This window comes from Nocardioides sp. TF02-7 (assembly GCF_022437945.1).
In the GTDB taxonomy this organism is placed as follows: domain Bacteria; phylum Actinomycetota; class Actinomycetes; order Propionibacteriales; family Nocardioidaceae; genus Nocardioides.
This window is the reverse complement of the sequence record NZ_CP092535.1, coordinates 2838992-2853755: the sequence shown is the minus strand read 5'-3', so window position 1 is coordinate 2853755 and position 14764 is coordinate 2838992. Positions and strand designations below refer to the sequence as shown.

13 protein-coding genes and 2 pseudogenes are annotated in these 14764 nt (G+C 74.4%); 7 read left to right on the top strand and 8 right to left on the bottom strand.

Annotated elements, in window-relative coordinates:
* Positions 1-89 precede the first annotated feature (89 nt).
* Complete coding sequence (locus MF408_RS14670) at positions 90-2003, top strand: GAF domain-containing sensor histidine kinase (RefSeq protein ID WP_240248320.1); 1914 nt, start codon at positions 90-92, stop codon at positions 2001-2003.
* Positions 2004-2660: 657 nt separating this feature from the next.
* On the top strand, positions 2661-3449 hold the full coding sequence (locus tag MF408_RS14665) for a PP2C family protein-serine/threonine phosphatase (protein ID WP_240248319.1): 789 nt from the start codon (positions 2661-2663) through the stop codon (positions 3447-3449).
* Positions 3450-3455: 6 nt separating this feature from the next.
* On the opposite strand, the gene MF408_RS14660 is transcribed toward MF408_RS14665, so the two are convergent.
* Genes MF408_RS14660 through MF408_RS14645 form a run of 4 tightly spaced genes read right to left on the bottom strand, consistent with a single transcriptional unit; the run spans position 3456 to position 6735 of the window.
* Positions 3456-3677 (bottom strand): hypothetical protein, encoded by a 222-nt coding sequence (locus MF408_RS14660; protein WP_240248318.1) that lies wholly within the window; start codon positions 3675-3677, stop codon positions 3456-3458.
* Entirely contained in the window at positions 3626-4723 is a 1098-nt protein-coding gene (locus tag MF408_RS14655; protein WP_240248317.1) for an aldo/keto reductase, read from the bottom strand. Before MF408_RS14655 ends, MF408_RS14660 begins: the two co-directional genes overlap by 52 nt.
* A gap of 31 nt (positions 4724-4754) precedes the next feature.
* A complete protein-coding gene (locus MF408_RS14650) occupies positions 4755-5267 on the bottom strand; it encodes a Gmad2 immunoglobulin-like domain-containing protein (protein WP_240248316.1) in 513 nt (170 codons plus the stop codon).
* A gap of 7 nt (positions 5268-5274) precedes the next feature.
* The gene (locus MF408_RS14645) at positions 5275-6735 is read right to left on the bottom strand and encodes an alkaline phosphatase PhoX (protein ID WP_240248315.1); all 1461 of its coding nucleotides are present in this window, start codon (positions 6733-6735) and stop codon (positions 5275-5277) included.
* Between the two features lie 205 nt (positions 6736-6940).
* Here MF408_RS14645 and MF408_RS14640 point away from each other — a divergent pair, with 205 nt between their 5' ends.
* On the top strand, positions 6941-7129 hold the full coding sequence (locus MF408_RS14640; RefSeq protein ID WP_240248314.1) for a hypothetical protein: 189 nt from the start codon (positions 6941-6943) through the stop codon (positions 7127-7129).
* Here the strand turns inward: MF408_RS14640 and MF408_RS14635 are convergent.
* Positions 7110-7580 (bottom strand): hypothetical protein, encoded by a 471-nt coding sequence (locus MF408_RS14635; protein ID WP_240248313.1) that lies wholly within the window; start codon positions 7578-7580, stop codon positions 7110-7112. The two genes, MF408_RS14640 and MF408_RS14635, sit on opposite strands and share 20 nt — an antisense overlap.
* Positions 7581-7836: 256 nt before the next feature.
* Here MF408_RS14635 and MF408_RS14630 point away from each other — a divergent pair, with 256 nt between their 5' ends.
* Positions 7837-9228, top strand: a complete 1392-nt coding sequence (locus MF408_RS14630; RefSeq protein WP_240248312.1) for a class II fumarate hydratase — start codon at positions 7837-7839, stop codon at positions 9226-9228.
* Positions 9229-9259: 31 nt separating this feature from the next.
* Here the strand turns inward: MF408_RS14630 and MF408_RS14625 are convergent, their stop codons facing one another.
* The gene (locus MF408_RS14625) at positions 9260-9661 is read right to left on the bottom strand and encodes a hypothetical protein (RefSeq protein ID WP_240248311.1); all 402 of its coding nucleotides are present in this window, start codon (positions 9659-9661) and stop codon (positions 9260-9262) included.
* A 960-nt stretch (positions 9662-10621) separates the two neighbouring features.
* Between MF408_RS14625 and MF408_RS14620 the strand changes: the two genes are divergently transcribed.
* The gene (locus tag MF408_RS14620) at positions 10622-11338 is read left to right on the top strand and encodes a DUF559 domain-containing protein (RefSeq protein ID WP_240248310.1); all 717 of its coding nucleotides are present in this window, start codon (positions 10622-10624) and stop codon (positions 11336-11338) included.
* Positions 11339-11520: 182 nt separating this feature from the next.
* Here the strand turns inward: MF408_RS14620 and MF408_RS14615 are convergent.
* Positions 11521-12805: pseudogene (locus tag MF408_RS14615) on the bottom strand (PhoH family protein).
* Between the two features lie 355 nt (positions 12806-13160).
* Between MF408_RS14615 and MF408_RS14610 the strand changes: the two are divergent.
* Together MF408_RS14610 and MF408_RS14605 are read left to right on the top strand one after the other, a co-directional pair.
* A complete protein-coding gene (locus tag MF408_RS14610) occupies positions 13161-13880 on the top strand; it encodes a tetratricopeptide repeat protein (RefSeq protein WP_240252184.1) in 720 nt (239 codons plus the stop codon).
* Positions 13820-13972 (top strand): hypothetical protein, encoded by a 153-nt coding sequence (locus MF408_RS14605; RefSeq protein ID WP_240252182.1) that lies wholly within the window; start codon positions 13820-13822, stop codon positions 13970-13972. The genes MF408_RS14610 and MF408_RS14605 overlap by 61 nt, the downstream gene beginning before the upstream one ends.
* Before the next feature lie 81 nt (positions 13973-14053).
* On the opposite strand, the pseudogene MF408_RS14600 reads toward MF408_RS14605, so the two are convergent.
* Positions 14054-14653, bottom strand: a pseudogene (locus MF408_RS14600) (tRNA (guanine-N7)-methyltransferase); the annotation flags it as partial.
* Positions 14654-14764 lie beyond the last annotated feature (111 nt).

Here is a 14764-nt window from a genome sequence, read left to right as displayed (position 1 = left end):
AGGGCGATCCTGGCCTAGGATCCCCGTCACCAGCCGCCCTGGAGCAAACCGGTCAGCGGCCCGTGGACCTGCCAGAGGAGCTCAGCGAGATGCGGGAGACATTGCTCCGCAGCGGTCGCCTCGGTCGAGACCTGCTGTCCGTCGACTGGGCGGAGACGCCGATCGGCCCTCCTGAGGAGTGGCCGCCGCTCCTCCGGAGCACCGTCCGCACCGTCCTCGCGTCCCGGTTCCCGATGTGGCTGGCGTGGGGACCGTCGATGACGTTCTTCTGCAACGACGCCTACCGCGAGGTGACGCTCGGCGCCAAGTACCCCTGGGCCCTCGGCCGCCCGGCCGCCACCGTGTGGTCGGAGATCTGGGACGACATCGGACCGCGCATCGAGCAGGTCTTCCGCGAGGGCGTGTCGACCTGGGACGAGAAGCTGATGCTGGTCCTCGAGCGCAGCGGCTACCCGGAGGAGACCTACCACACCTTCTCCTACAGTCCCGTCGCCGACGACGACGGCGAGGTCGCGGCGATGCTCTGCGTGGTCAGCGAGGACACCGACGAGGTGATCGCCAACCGCCGGATCGCGACCCTCGCCGAGCTCGCGGGCCGGATCCGCGCCCAGGTCGGCGAGCAGGAGACGATCCGGGCCGCCGGCGAGGCGCTCGCGGCCGGGCGCAAGGACCTGCCGTTCCACCTCCTCTATCTCCACGACGGCAGCGGCGCCGCCCAGCGGGTGGGGATCGGCGGCCTGCCGCCGGAGCACCCCGCGGCCCCCGCCGTGGTGCCCGCCGACGGCGAGGGCGGGCTCTGGACCGCGGGCGCGCCCGACGTCGGCCCCACGGTCGTCGACCTCGACCCGGAGCGGTTCCCCGACCTGCCGACGGGCGCCTGGCCGGTGCCGCCGTCGCAGGCGGCGGTCGTGCCCGTCCCGGGCGCGCAGGGGGCGGCGTACGGGTTCCTGGTCGCGGGCCTCAACCCCTACCGTCCCTTCGACGCCGAGTACGCCGACTTCCTCACGCTCGTCGGCGGCCAGCTCGGCGCGGCGATCACGGACGCCCGCGCCTACGAGGCCGAGCGTCAGCGGGCGGAGAGCCTGGCGGCGCTCGACCGCGCGAAGAGCGACTTCTTCACCAACGTCAGCCACGAGTTCCGGACCCCGCTGACGCTCCTCCTCGGCCCCGCGGAGGACGCCCTCGCCGACTCCGGGGAGCCGCTGCCGCCCCGGCAGCGCGACCGGGTGGAGCTGGTGCAGCGCAACGGGCTGCGCCTGCTCAAGCTGGTCAACACGCTCCTCGACTTCTCGCGGCTCGAGTCGGGCCGGATGGAGGGGACGTTCGAGCCGGTCGACCTCGCGGCGTACACGCGCCAGCTGGCCGGGATGTTCTCCGGCGCTGCCGAGCGGCTCGGGCTCACCCTCGTCGTCGACTGCCCGCCCCTCGACGAGGAGGTCCACGTCGACCGCGACCTGTGGGGCAAGGTCGTGCTCAACCTGCTGTCCAACGCACTCAAGTTCACCCACGAGGGCTCGATCACCGTCCGGCTCGGGCTCGACGGCCCGGACGCGGTGCTCACCGTGCGCGACACCGGCGTCGGGATCCCCCGTCGAGGAGCAGTCGCGGCTGTTCGAGCGGTTCCACCGGATCCGCGAGGTCCGCGGCCGCAGCTACGAGGGGTCCGGGATCGGCCTGGCCCTCGTCGGCGAGGCGGTCGAGATCCACGGTGGCCGCACCGAGGTGGTGAGCGCGCCGGGCGAGGGCAGCGCGTTCTCCGTGCGGGTGCCGCTCGGCACCGACCACCTCGACCCCGAGCGCGTGGTGGGCGGCACCGGAGGAGCGGTCTCCGACCGGGTGATCGAGGGGTTCTTGACCGAGGCGGCGCAGTACGTCGACGTCGACCGCGCCACTCCCGCCGCCGGCGCCGCGGGAGACCGGCTGCAGGGTCCTCGTCGCCGACGACAACGCCGACATCCGGCAGTACGTCGCGCAGGTCCTCGCCCCCCACTACGACGTCGTGACGGCGGTCGACGGCCGGGCCGCGCTCGAGGCCGCCCGGGCGCAGACCCCGGACCTGGTGCTGACCGACGTGATGATGCCCGAGCTCGACGGGTTCGGGCTGCTCGCGGCCCTGCGGGCCGACCCGGCGACCGTCGGGGTGCCGGTCGTGATGCTGTCGGCGCGCGGCGGCGACGACGCGACCGCCGAGGGGCTCGAGGCGGGCGCCGACGACTACCTCATCAAGCCGTTCGCCGCCCGCGAGCTCCTGGCGCGCGTGCGCGCCAGCCTCGAGCTCGACCGCACCCGCCGCACCCGTCAGGAGCTGGAGCGCAACCAGCGGCTCCTCGACGAGGCGGAGCGGCTGGCCAACATGGGCAGCTGGTCGGTCGAGCTCGACTCCGGCCGGGTGCAGGTCTCCAGCGAGCTGCTGCGGCTGCTGGGCCGCTCCGCCGAGGAGGTCGAGGCGGCCGGCCACCCCGGGCTCCTCGCCGACCTGGTCCGCCCCGACGACCGGCCGTTCGTGCGCGCGGTGCTGGGCGAGGCACGGCTGGGCGACGAGATCGCGTTCGAGGTGCCGGTCCACCGTCCCGACGGCTCGGAGTTCTTCGCCCACGTGCGCGGCGAGGTCACCACGGTCCACGACGTGGGGCCGGTGCTGCGCTGCTCGCTGCAGGGACGTGACGGAGCGGCGCCGTGCGGCGGAGTCGGTCCTCGTCGCCCACGCGGCGGCGGAGGTGGCGGCCCGCGAGCGGCAGATCGCCGACGAGCTGCAGGCGAGCCTGCTGCCCGAGCGCTCCTACAACCTCAAGCACCTCGAGGTGGCGACGTTCTACCGCGCCGGCGCCGAGGGCAGCCGCGTCGGTGGCGACTGGTACGACGTCATCGAGCTCGACGACGGGCGGTCCGGCCTCGTCATCGGCGACGTGATGGGCCACGGCGTCCGCTCGGCCGCGGTGATGGGCCAGCTCCGGGCCGCCGTCCGCGCCTACGCCCGGCTCGGGCTGCCCCCGCTGCCGCTGATGGAGTCGCTCGACGCCCTGGTCTGGGACCTGTTCCCCGAGGAGATCGTCACCTGCGTCTACGCGCTGTTCGACCCCGACACGATGACGGCCAACGTCGTCAACGCCGGTCACGTGCCCCCGATCCTGCTCGGAGCCGACGGCGTCGCGACCCGGCTGCGGGCGGAGCCGCACCCGCCCCTGGGGGTCGGTCGCAAGTTCACCGCCGACACCGAGCTGCAGCTCCGACCCGGCGACGGCCTGCTGCTCTACACCGACGGGCTCGTCGAGCGGCGCGGCCAGGACCTCGAGACGGGCATCGGGGCGCTGGTCGACCTCGCGTCGCGTCCCGGGGTGCCCCTCACCGACCTGCCGGACGCGCTGGTCCGGGGGCTGCTGACCGAGGCCCCGGCCGACGACGTGGCGCTGCTGGCCGCACGGATCCCGCCCGAGGTCGACGACGAGTGAGCGGGCTCAGCGCTCGCGGTAGGGCAGCCCGCAGACGTTGAGCACCTGGTGGGCCAGGGTCCCCGGCTCGACGACCAGGTCGATCACGGCGCCGTTGGTCTCCGCGTCGCGCATCGCGACCGCCAGCACGCCGATCCCGAGACTCGGGAGGAAGTCGACGCGGGCGAGGTCGACGGTCAGGTTCTCCTGGTAGTCGTCGGAGTACTTCGCGAGGTTCTCGCGGAGCACGACGCCGGAGAGCTCGTCCACGGACCCGCTGACGAACAGGGTCCTGGACTCCTCGTCGAACGAGCAGGCGAGCGGTTTGAGGTCCACGGAAGGATCCTAAGCCCCCGGTCCTCTCGGCCGGTCAGGGCACCCGGCTCCCCCGGGCCGCGGTGTAGAGCTCGTACCACTCGACCCGGCTCATCGACGCCGCCACCTTCTCCGCCTCGGCGCACGACCGGATCCGGGACGGGTCGGTCGTGCCGACCACCGGGGCGATCCGCGCCGGGTGCCGCATCAGCCACCCGAGCACGACCGCCTCCCGCGGCACCGCGCGCTCCCCCGGCCATCCGCTCGACGAGCGCCGCCGTCGCCTCCGCAGCGGCGTCGCCCTCGAGGGCGGGCCCGCCGCTGTAGCGGCCGCCGGCGAGCGCGCCCCACGCCTGCAGCTCGATGCCGTGCCGTCGGCAGTGCTCCAGCGTCCCGTGCGGGAAGTCGACCATCACCGCCTCCGGGTGGTTGACCAGCACCGCGGAGTCGACGAAGCCGTGCCGGGCGAGACTCATCTCGAGCTGGTCGGCGACCAGCGGCGTCGGGAGCGCCTCCTGGAGCGCGGCGAGCTGCGCGGCGGACATGTTCGAGGCGCCGACGCCGCCGACCAGGCCCTCCTCCTGCAGGCCGGCGACGGCCGCCGCCACCTCGGCCGGCTCCAGCAGCGGGTCGGGCCGGTGCAGGAGCAGCACGTCGAGCCGGTCGGTGCCGAGCCGGTCGAGGCTGCCGAGGACGCCCTCCCGGATCGCGCGGGCCCCGAGGTCGTAGTGGCCGACGACGCCCTGCTCGGGCAGCCGGATGCCGACCTTGCTCTGGACGACGATCCGCTCCCGCAGCCCCGGGGAGCGGCGCAGCACCTCGCCGAACACCGACTCCGCGCCGCCGCGGCCGTAGATGTCGGCGTGGTCGAAGCGGGTGATGCCGGCCTCGAGGGCCGCCTCGACCGCGGCCTCGGCCTGCGGCACCGACGCCAGGCCCATGCAGCCGTAGATGACGCGGGAGGCCGCGGCTTCGCTCATGCGGGAAGCCTAGGGTCCGGGCGGCGGGGCGTCACCGCTTGAGCGGGATCCGGAGGCGCCAGCCCACCTCGATGTGGTCGGGGTCGGTGATCCGGGGGTTGGCGGCGACCACCTGCGGCACGGTGAACCGGCCGAAGTCGCGCAGCTTGCGGACGATGCCGCTGAGGGTGTCGCCCGGCTCGACCCGGTAGAGCAGCCAGCCGGCGAGGTCGGGGAAGACGATCACCTCGACCCGCCGGGTGTCGAAGCCGGGGCTGGGGCCCTCGTCGGGCAGGCCGGGGTTGTCGCCGAAGACCTCCAGCAGGCACCGGGTGCCGGCCCTCGGCGACCGGTCCAGTTCGAGAGTGGTGGCGAACTCGCCGACACCGACGCCGCCGCCCGACGACTGCGCCGACCCGGTCGCGAGCACCCGGCCCCGCGGGTCGAGCAGCCGCATCCCGATCGTCCCCTCGAAGCCGGCGCCGACGCCGGCAACCCGGAACCGGCGACCGACCAGGTCGTTCTTCGCGGGCTGCCGGACCCGGACGTCTGTGACGAGTCCCATCGCGGCCTCAGACGCCGATCCGGTGCCACGGGCCCCAGATCGCGAACGTCATCCCGGCGCTCGCCTGGATGTTCACGAACAGGGTGTGGCCGTCGGGGCTGAACGTCGACCCGGCGAACTCGTCGTTGGACCGGTCGGCGCCGCTGGCGCTGCGCAGCCGGTTGAGGGCGATGTCCCACAGCCGCCCGCTCGGCGAGAGCCCGCGCACGAAGTTGTCGTCGACGTTGTCCTCGCAGACCACCAGCGTGCCCCGGGGCGAGGTGGTGATGTTGTCGGGCAGGTCGAGCTCGAGCGGGCCGCTGGACTGGAACACGCACCGCAGCCGGCGGGCCCGGGTGTCGTAGGCCCAGACCTGCCCCGAGCCGTTGCCGTAGCCGGCCGGGTCGTGGTTGCCGGCCTCCGGAGCGCCGCCGCCCTGGGTGGAGGTGAAGTAGACGACGCCGTCGTCGTAGACCTGGCCCTCGAGCCGGGAGAAGTACGCCGCGCCCTGCGCCCAGCCCTGGCTGCTCGCGTGCACCAGTGCGGTGTCGTTGGGCGTCGGCGCGTCCGCCCCGGGCTGGTAGTCGTACTCGACGTCCGGCTCGTCGATGTCGACCCACTCGACGTCGTACGTCGCCCCGGTGGGCTGCGCGCCCTCGAGGTGGGCGTTGTCGACGCCCTTGACCTTCAGCATCTGCAGCCGGCCGCCGTCCTTCAACCGGCCGACCTTCATCGGGTGCACCGGCGGGCGGTAGCGGTAGAACCCGGAGGCGAACGCGAAGTTGTCCTCGGTGAGGTAGAGGTGCCCGTGCCGGGGGTCGAACGACACCGCCTCGTGGGCGAACCGGCCGGCGGAGCGCACCGGGCGCCCGCTCGCCTGCCCCGCGCCCTGCCGGCAGTCCACCGGCACCTCGAAGACGTAGCCGTGCGGCTTGGTCAGCGGCACGTTCGACGCGCCGGTGAAGTCGGGGCCGACGTCCGGGCCGTTGACGGTCTCCTCGCAGGTCACCCAGGCGCCCCACGGCATCCGGCCGCCCGAGCAGTTCATCATCGTGCCGTTGAGGCTGGTGAACGCGCGCACCACCTTGCCGTGCCGGGTCACCTGGACGGTGGTCGTGCCGCCGCCGGCCATCGGGTCGTAGGGCCGGCGCGGGCCGAACGCGGGCGTCGGGTTGTTGACCTCGTGGTTGCGGACGAGGACCACGGTGCCGCGCGGCCCGCGGAACGCCCCCATGCCGTCGTGGCGGCCCGGCAGCCGGGTGCCGTCGTGCAGCACCACGGGCGACTCCGTGTCGTGGAAGGAGCGGTAGGAGAACCCGCGCGGCAGGTGCAGCCGCACCTTGCCGTCGCGCTTGTCGCGCACCGGCACCAGGGCGGCCGCCCGCGGCCTGGCGTGGGCCGGCGCCCCGGGGGCGACCAGGCCGGCGAACGGGCCGGCGGCGGAGAGGGCGGCGGCCGACTTGACCAGGGTCCTGCGATCGAGCGACATGGCTGCTCCCCTCGACGTCACCGATCCGACCACCTCAGCACGCAGGCGGGCCGACGGCAACGATCGCCGGGGAACCACCTCGGATCTGACCACGTTGGACCCAGCAAGCCCCCGACCACGAGGAGAGCCGGATGCGTTGCCCGATCGACGAGACGACCCTGGTGATGAGCGAGCGCAACGGGATCGAGATCGACTACTGCCCCCAGTGCCGCGGCGTCTGGCTCGACCGCGGCGAGCTGGACAAGATCATCGAGCGCTCGCTGTCGGTGCCGCCCGGTCCGGCCGCACCGCAGCAGCAGCGCCACGACCGGTACGACGACCGGTCGTCGTACTCCAGCAGGGGCACTACAAGCGCAAGCGCAAGGAGAGCTGGCTCAGCGAGCTCTTCGACTGACGTGACCGGCTCGGGCGACACGACCCGGAGCGCGTCGGGCCGCGGCGAGCTGGTGCTGCGCCGCCGGGACGACGGCCACCTCGAGCTCCGCGCCAACGGGGTGTTCGTGATGGACACCCTTGAGCACACCTCCGAGCGCGCGCTGGCGACCCGGGCCCTCGCCGCGTGCGCCGACGGCCCGCTGCACGTCCTCGTCGGCGGGCTGGGCCTCGGGTTCACGCTCGGCGCGGTGCTCGACGACCCGCGGGTCGCGCGGTGCACGGTCGTCGAGCTGGAGCCCGCGCTCGTGGAGTGGCTGCGCGACGGCACGGTGCCGCACGGGCCGCCGCTGCTCGCCGACCCGCGGGTCGAGGTCGTCGTCGACGACGTCGGCCAGGCCCTGCGGCGCGCGGCGGCGGCGTACGACGTCGTGCTGCTCGACGTCGACAACGGCCCGGACCACCTGGTGCACGACACCAACGCCGCCCTCTACGACCGCACCGGTCTCGCGGCCGCGCGGGGACGCGCTCGCACCGGGCGGGCTGCTCGCGGTCTGGTCGGCCGCGCCCTCCCCCGCGCTCGCGGCGACGCTGGCCGAGGTCGTCGGCGAGGTGGCCGCCGAGGCGCTGCCCGTGCCCGGGCACGGGCGGGTCGGGACCTACCACCTCTACCTCGCCCGCCGGCGATAGCGAGGGGCGGAGCGGGCGCTCGTGGGTACTGTCGGCTCCATGAGCGAACCGACGGACTTCCGCGTCGAGCACGACTCCATGGGCGAGGTGCGGGTGCCGGCCGCGGCCCTGTGGAAGGCACAGACCCAGCGCGCGGTCGAGAACTTCCCCATCAGCGGCACCCCGATCGAGCCGGCGCTGGTCCACGCCCTGGGCGAGGTGAAGGCCGCCGCGGCGGCCGCCAACGCCCGGCTCGGCGTGCTCGAAGAGGCGAAGGCCGACGCGATCGTCGCCGCCGCGCGCGAGGTCGCCGGCGGCGAGCACGACGAGCACTTCCCGATCGACGTGTTCCAGACCGGCTCCGGCACCAGCTCCAACATGAACGCCAACGAGGTGATCGCCTCCCTGTGCGAGCGGGCCGGGGTGACGGTGCACCCCAACGACCACGTCAACGCCAGCCAGTCGAGCAACGACACCTTCCCCACCGCGATCCACGTCGCTGCGACGCTCGCCGTCACCCGCGACCTGCTGCCCGCGCTCGACGTGCTGGCCGGGTCGCTGGAGGCGAAGGCCGAGGAGTTCGCCGGGCTGGTGAAGTCGGGGCGCACGCACCTGATGGACGCCACCCCGGTGACGTTGGGCCAGGAGCTGGGCGGGTACGCCGCCACCGTCCGCTACGGCGCCGAGCGGCTCGCCGTGGTGCTGCCGCGGGTGCGGGAGCTGCCCCTCGGCGGCACCGCTGTCGGCACCGGCATCAACACCCCCGCCGGGTTCGCCGCGGCGGCCATCGAGGCGCTGGCGGACGCCACCGGCGAGGAGTTCACCGAGGCGCGCAACCACTTCGAGGCGCAGGGCGCCCGCGACTCCCTCGTCGAGCTCAGCGGCGTGCTCCGCACGATCGCCGTCGGGCTCACCAAGATCTGCAACGACCTGCGGTGGATGGGGTCGGGACCCACGACCGGGCTCGCCGAGATCCACCTGCCCGACCTCCAGCCGGGCTCGTCGATCATGCCCGGCAAGGTCAACCCGGTGCTGCCCGAGGCGACGCTCATGGTGTGCATGCAGGTCGTCGGCAACGACGCCGCCGTCACCGCGGCCGGCGCCAGCGGCAGCTTCGAGCTCAACGTCGCCATGCCGGTGATGGCCCGCAACGTGCTCGAGTCGGTGCGGCTGCTCGCCAACGCGATGCGCACGCTCGCCGCCCGGTGCGTCGACGGGATCACCGCCGACGCCGAGCGGATGCGCCGCTACGCCGAGTCCTCGCCGTCGGTCGTCACGCCGCTCAACAAGCACATCGGCTACGAGGAGGCCGCGAAGGTCGCCAAGGCCGCGCTGAAGGAGGGCCGCACGATCCGCGAGCAGGTGCTCGAGATGGGCTACGTCGACCGCGGCGACCTCACGCTCGAGCAGCTCGACGCCGCGCTCGACGTGGAGCGGATGACCCGGCCCTAGGCCTCATCTTCGGCCCGGTGTGTGGGGTGGCTCAGTACCAGCCGTGCGACTCGCTGTGGCCCCACGCGGAGCACGGGCTGCCGTAGCGGTCGCGGATGTAGCCGAGGCCCCAGGTGATCTGGGTGACCGGGTTGGTGGCCCAGTCGGCACCGGCCGACGCCATCTTGGACCCGGGGAGCGACTGCGGGATGCCGTAGGCCGACGACGTCGGGTTGTCGGCGTACGGGTTCCAGTTGGACTCGCGCGTCCACAGCGAGTCGAGGCAGCCGAACTGGTCCTGGCCGAAGCCGAAGTCGCCCATCAGCGCGCGGGCGATGTCGCGGGGGTCGGAGTCGGAGAGCTGCTCGGCCTCCGTGATCGCCGCCGTCTCGCTCTGCACCAGGCCCGCCTGCTTGGCCGGGTCTGCCTCGCCGCGACGGTCGGAGCGCGACACCACCGGCGCACGGTCACCGGAGTCGACGGCCGCCTCGGCGCCCGAGCCGGAGCCCGTGAGGCCTGCCAGGTTGCCCGCGGCCGCCGGGGCCTCGCCGCCCCGGTCGCCCAGCCACGCCGCCGCCGACGGTGATCCCGGTGACGGTGAGCGCGACGCCCGACAGGACCACCGTGTTGCGGAGCGCCTTCTTGGGCGTCTCCTTCAGGTGGGCGTGGCGGGGGTGCCGCGGTGCTTCGGTGTGTAGTTCGCGTGCTTCGACAAAGCTCGATCCCGTGGGGTCGACGACGTGTGCAGGTCGCCCGTGCGGGCGGCCGGTCGTCGTTGACCGGGCCCAGGCAACCCACGACACCCTGCCCGACCGACCTGCCCCGTGCAAACCGAACCGCACCGGAAAGTGGTTGAAATGTGGGTCAGTTTGGTCCCGCCAGTCACAACAGTCACGCGGGTCACAGCGCTCACACGGGGTGTCCAAGGTCATGCGGCATGCCGCGTCATGCCGCAGGTGCCGCGGGACGTCGCGCGGGGCCGGGCGCGGACGTCATACGAATCGTGGGCGATCGCCCTCGGCCCGTATGACGTCCGCGGCTGGCGCTGAGCTGGTCGGCGTCGGTCGGGGCCACTCGGCGTCCACAGGGCGCTGCGGCAGGAGGGGCTCTCCACAGCCGGCCGACCGCCGTGCCCGCTCGTGGCCCCCGCGGCCGCAGCATGCCGGCATGACCACACCGCCCCGCCTCGCCCGGGCGCTCGTCGGCACCGGCTCCGACGAGCGCTCCCGCCGGTTGGCCGAGCTCGCCGCCGAGCAGGCCGGCGTCGTCTCCCGTCGTCAGCTCAAGGAGCTGGGCGTCACCCGGTGGGAGATCCGGGCCCACCTCCGCGCGGAGCGGTGGCGGCGGCTCGGGGACCAGGCGGTCGCCGTCCACTCCGGGCCGGTGACCGACGAGGGGGCACCGCTGGGCGGCGGTGTTCCAGGGCGGGCCGCGCGCCCAGCTCGACGGGTCGGCGTCGCTGCTCGCCTCGGGGCTCGAGCGCTTCGACGCCGACCGGATCCGCGTGTCGGTGCCGCGCGGGGCCCGGGTGCGCCGCAACCGCCGCTACGACATCCGCCAGACCCGCCGCTGGTGCGCCGACGACCTCTGCCCGACCGGCATCCCGCGCACCCGCCCCGCCGTCGCCGCGGTCCGCGGCGCGCTCTGGGCGCGCAGCGACAAGCAGGCGGCGTACCTCCTCACCGCCACCGTGCAGCAAGGCCTGGCGACGCCGGAGCAGATCGGCGAGCAGCTGCTGCGGATCAAGCGCGACAAGCGCCGGCTGCTGCTGCACGCCCTCCTCAACGACCTGCTCGACGGCGCCCGCTCGCTCGGCGAGCTCCACCTCGTCCGCGAGCTGCGCAAGCGCGGGCTGCCCCCGCCGGCTCGGCAGGTGCTGCGCCGCGACCGGCGCGGCCGCTACTACCTCGACCTCTGCTGGCCCGACCTCGGCGTCGTCGTCGAGATCGACGGCATCCACCACGCCTGGGTCGAGAACGTCATCGGCGACGCCCTGCGCCAGAACGCGCTCGCGATCACCGGCGACACCGTGCTCCGCCTGCCGCTGCTCGGCCTGCGCCTGCAGCCCGACGACTTCTTCGGGCAGATCGCCGACGCGCTGGCCGCGGCCGCCGCCCGCCGAGCCGCGTGACCCACTGGGGGACGTCATACGGATCGTGGGCGATCACCCTCACTTCGTATGACGTCCCCCGCCGCGCCCGGCCCGCGCCCCGCCGCGTTGCGTGAGGCCGGGGACGTCATCCGGATCGTGGGCGATCACCCTCACTTCGTATGACGTCCCCCGCCGCGCCCGGCCCGCGCCGCCCACCCCCCTCACACCACGACGTTCTCCAGCATCTCCGTCACCAGCGCGGCGATCGGCGACCGCTCGGAGCGGGTGAGGGTGACGTGGGCGAAGAGCGGGTGGCCCTTGAGCTTGTCGACGACCGCGACGACGCCGTCGTGGCGGCCGACGCGGAGGTTGTCGCGCTGGGCGACGTCGTGGGTGAGCACGACCTTGGAGTTGGCGCCGATCCGGGAGAGCACGGTGAGCAGCACGTTGCGCTCCAGCGACTGGGCCTCGTCGACGATCACGAAGGAGTCGTGGAGCGAGCGGCCGCGGATGTGGGTGAGCGGCAGCACCTCGAGCATCCCGCGGTCGAGGACCTCCTCGATCACGGCGGTGGAGGTGAGGGCTCCGAGGGTGTCGAACACCGCCTGCGCCCAGGGCGACATCTTCTCCGACTCCGAGCCGGGGGAGGTAGCCGAGCTCCTGGCCCCCGACGGCGAAGAGCGGGCGGAACACGACGACCTTCTTGTGCTGGCGCCGCTCCATCACCGCCTCCAGCCCGGCACACAGGGCGAGCGCGGACTTGCCGGTGCCGGCGCGGCCGCCGAGCGACACGATGCCGACCTCGGGGTCGAGCAGCATCTCGAGCGCGATCCGCTGCTCGGCGCTGCGGCCGTGGATCCCGAAGGCCTCCCGGTCGCCGCGCACGAGGTGCACCTGCTTGTCGGGCCCGACCCGGCCGAGCGCGGTGCCGCGGTCGGAGAGGAGCACCAGCCCGTGGTGGCAGGGCAGGTCGCGGGCGGCCTCCAGGTCGACCGTGCCGTCGTCGTAGAGCTCGTCGAGGGCCTCGGCGGCGACGTCCAGCTCGGCCATGCCGGTGTAGCCGGCCGACGACGCGTCGCCGAACTGCTCCCCCGCGGTACTCCTCGGCGTCGATCCCGACCGCGGAGGCCTTGATCCGCAGCGGCAGGTCCTTGGAGACGAGGGTGACGTCGTGGCCCTCGTCGGCGAGGTTGCGCGCGACCGCGAGGATGCGGGTGTCGTTGTCGCCGAGCCGGAACCCCGACGGCAGCGAGCCCACGTCGGTGTGGTTGAGCTCCACCCGGAGCGTGCCGCCCTCCTCGCCCACGGGGACGGGCGTGTCGAGGCGGCCGTGGCTGATCCGCATCTCGTCGAGCATCCGCAGGGCGCTGCGCGCGAAGTAGCCGAGCTCGGGGTGGTGGCGCTTGCCCTCCAGCTCGCTGATCACCACCACGGGCAGCACCACCTGTGCTCGGCGAACCGCCGCAGCGCGCCGGGGTCGGCGAGCAGGACGCTGGTGTCGAGCACGTAGGTACGGCGGTCGGTCGCGGCGGCGTCCGGGACCTCGGCGCTGAGCGCGGCGCGGGACTCTGTGGTTGTCACGTGACACCTCACCGGACCGCGCGCGCACTCTGCGCCCGGTCCTATTCCTCGCAGACGGACCGGGAAGCGGATGCCCGAGCAGGCGCGTGAGCCCGAACGCCGGAGTGCCGGCGCCCTCCCACCCGGTCGGCACGCCAGGGACCGCCCTGGCTCCGCCACCGGATGATGTGGTCGTCGTTCACGAACGGGCCTCCCCGATCTGGCGGGCTTCCCCACCCGCCAGTGGTGCGAACGTACGCCGCGCACCCGGCCGCCCGCAGCGACACGCCGCGACGACCGCGTGAACGTCGGGTTGCCGATCGCCTACTCCTCCGCGACGACGGCGCCCGGACGGGCGCACACTGGGCGGGTGCACCCTGCGGAGATCTGGGACTTCGACGACCCCGCCGGCTCCGAGCACCGGTTCCGCCGGGCCGCCGCCGACCGGCGCGGCGCCGAGCGGGCGGTGCTGCTCACCCAGGCGGCCCGCGCGGCCGGCCTCCAGGAGCGGTACGACAACGCGCACGCGCTGCTCGACGAGGTGGCGGCGGCCGACGGCGCGGACGACCCGGAGGTCGCCGTCCGGCTGCTGCTCGAGCGCGGCCGGCTGCGGCGCTCGGCGGGCGATCCCGCCGCGGCCCGGCCGCTGTTCGAGGAGGCGGCGGTGGCCGCTGCCCGGGCGGGCCTCGAGGAGCTCCACGTCGACGCGCTGCACATGGTGGCGCTGGCGGCCGCGCCCGAGGAGCGGCGGGCGCTGACCGAGCGGGCGCTCGCCGTGGCGCGGGCCGCGTCCGACCCGCGGGCCCGCGACTGGGACGCCTCGCTGCTCAACAACCTCGCGATGACCTGGGCGGACGCCGGTGACTTCGCGGCGGCGCTCGCCGGGTTCGAGGAGGCCCTGGCCGCGCGCCGGCGGATCGGCGACCCGGGTGCCACCCGGGTCGCGCGGTGGATGGTGGCGTGGGCGTTGCGCAACCTCGGCCGGGCCGAGGAGGCGCGGGCGCGCTCCAGCGGGCGCTGAAGGCCGAGCTCGACGCCCTGGGCGAGGTCGACCCCTACGTCGACGAGGAGCTCGCGCTGCTCGGCGACGGCCCCGGTCAGACCCGGGTGTAGCGCAGGTCGGTGATCGACCGGCCCGCGGCGAGCCCCCTTGCGCTCGAACTTGGTGACCGGGCGGTCGGCCCAGCGCTCGACCACGCCACCGGACAGGCGTGGCTCGGCGTCGAGCACCTCGACCATCTGCTCGGCGTAGTCCGCCCAGTCGGTCGCGAGCCGCCAGCTGCCGCCGGGCCGCAGCCGCTCGGCGGCGAGCGCGGCGAAGCCCGGCGTCACCAGCCGGCGCTTGTGGTGGCGCTTCTTGTGCCACGGGTCGGGGAAGAACGTCCACAGCTCGGCGACCGACCCCGGGGCCAGCAGGTGCTCCAGCGACCACACGGCGTCGACGCCGCAGAGGCGCACGTTGTCGGCGCCGACCTCGGCCAGTCGCGCCAGGGTGGCGGCGACCCCGGGACGCCACACCTCGAGGGCGAGCACGTCGTACGTCGGCCGCTGCGCGGCGAGCGCGGCGGTCGCCTCCCGACGCCCGACCCGATCTCGACGACCAGCCCGTCGCGCTCGCCGGGTCCGCGGCCGAACCAGGTGTCGAAGGAGAAGCCGTCCTCGTCGACCGCCTCGTCGGGCACCACCCAGCGCTCGTGGTGGGCCTCCCCACGCCGCCGCCTGCTGCGGGGTGAACCGGCTGCCGCGGCGGGCGTAGGTCAGGACCTCCCGCACCCGGCGGCCGTCGGCGGTCATCTTGTGGTGGGGGCGGGCCGGGGGTGACCCGGTGCTCTGCGCCGTCGCTCACGCGGGGATCTCCCTGGGTGTCGTGGTGTGGCCGGACAGCACGACGGCCCCGGACCTGTC

Coding starts and splice junctions, on each gene's coding strand:
- MF408_RS14670 (WP_240248320.1), top strand. CDS start 90: ATGCGGGAGACATTGCTCCGCAGCGGTCGCCTCGGTCGAGACCTGCTG.
- MF408_RS14655 (WP_240248317.1), bottom strand. CDS start 4,723: ATGAGCGAAGCCGCGGCCTCCCGCGTCATCTACGGCTGCATGGGCCTG.
- MF408_RS14650 (WP_240248316.1), bottom strand. CDS start 5,267: ATGGGACTCGTCACAGACGTCCGGGTCCGGCAGCCCGCGAAGAACGAC.
- MF408_RS14645 (WP_240248315.1), bottom strand. CDS start 6,735: ATGTCGCTCGATCGCAGGACCCTGGTCAAGTCGGCCGCCGCCCTCTCC.
- MF408_RS14630 (WP_240248312.1), top strand. CDS start 7,837: ATGAGCGAACCGACGGACTTCCGCGTCGAGCACGACTCCATGGGCGAG.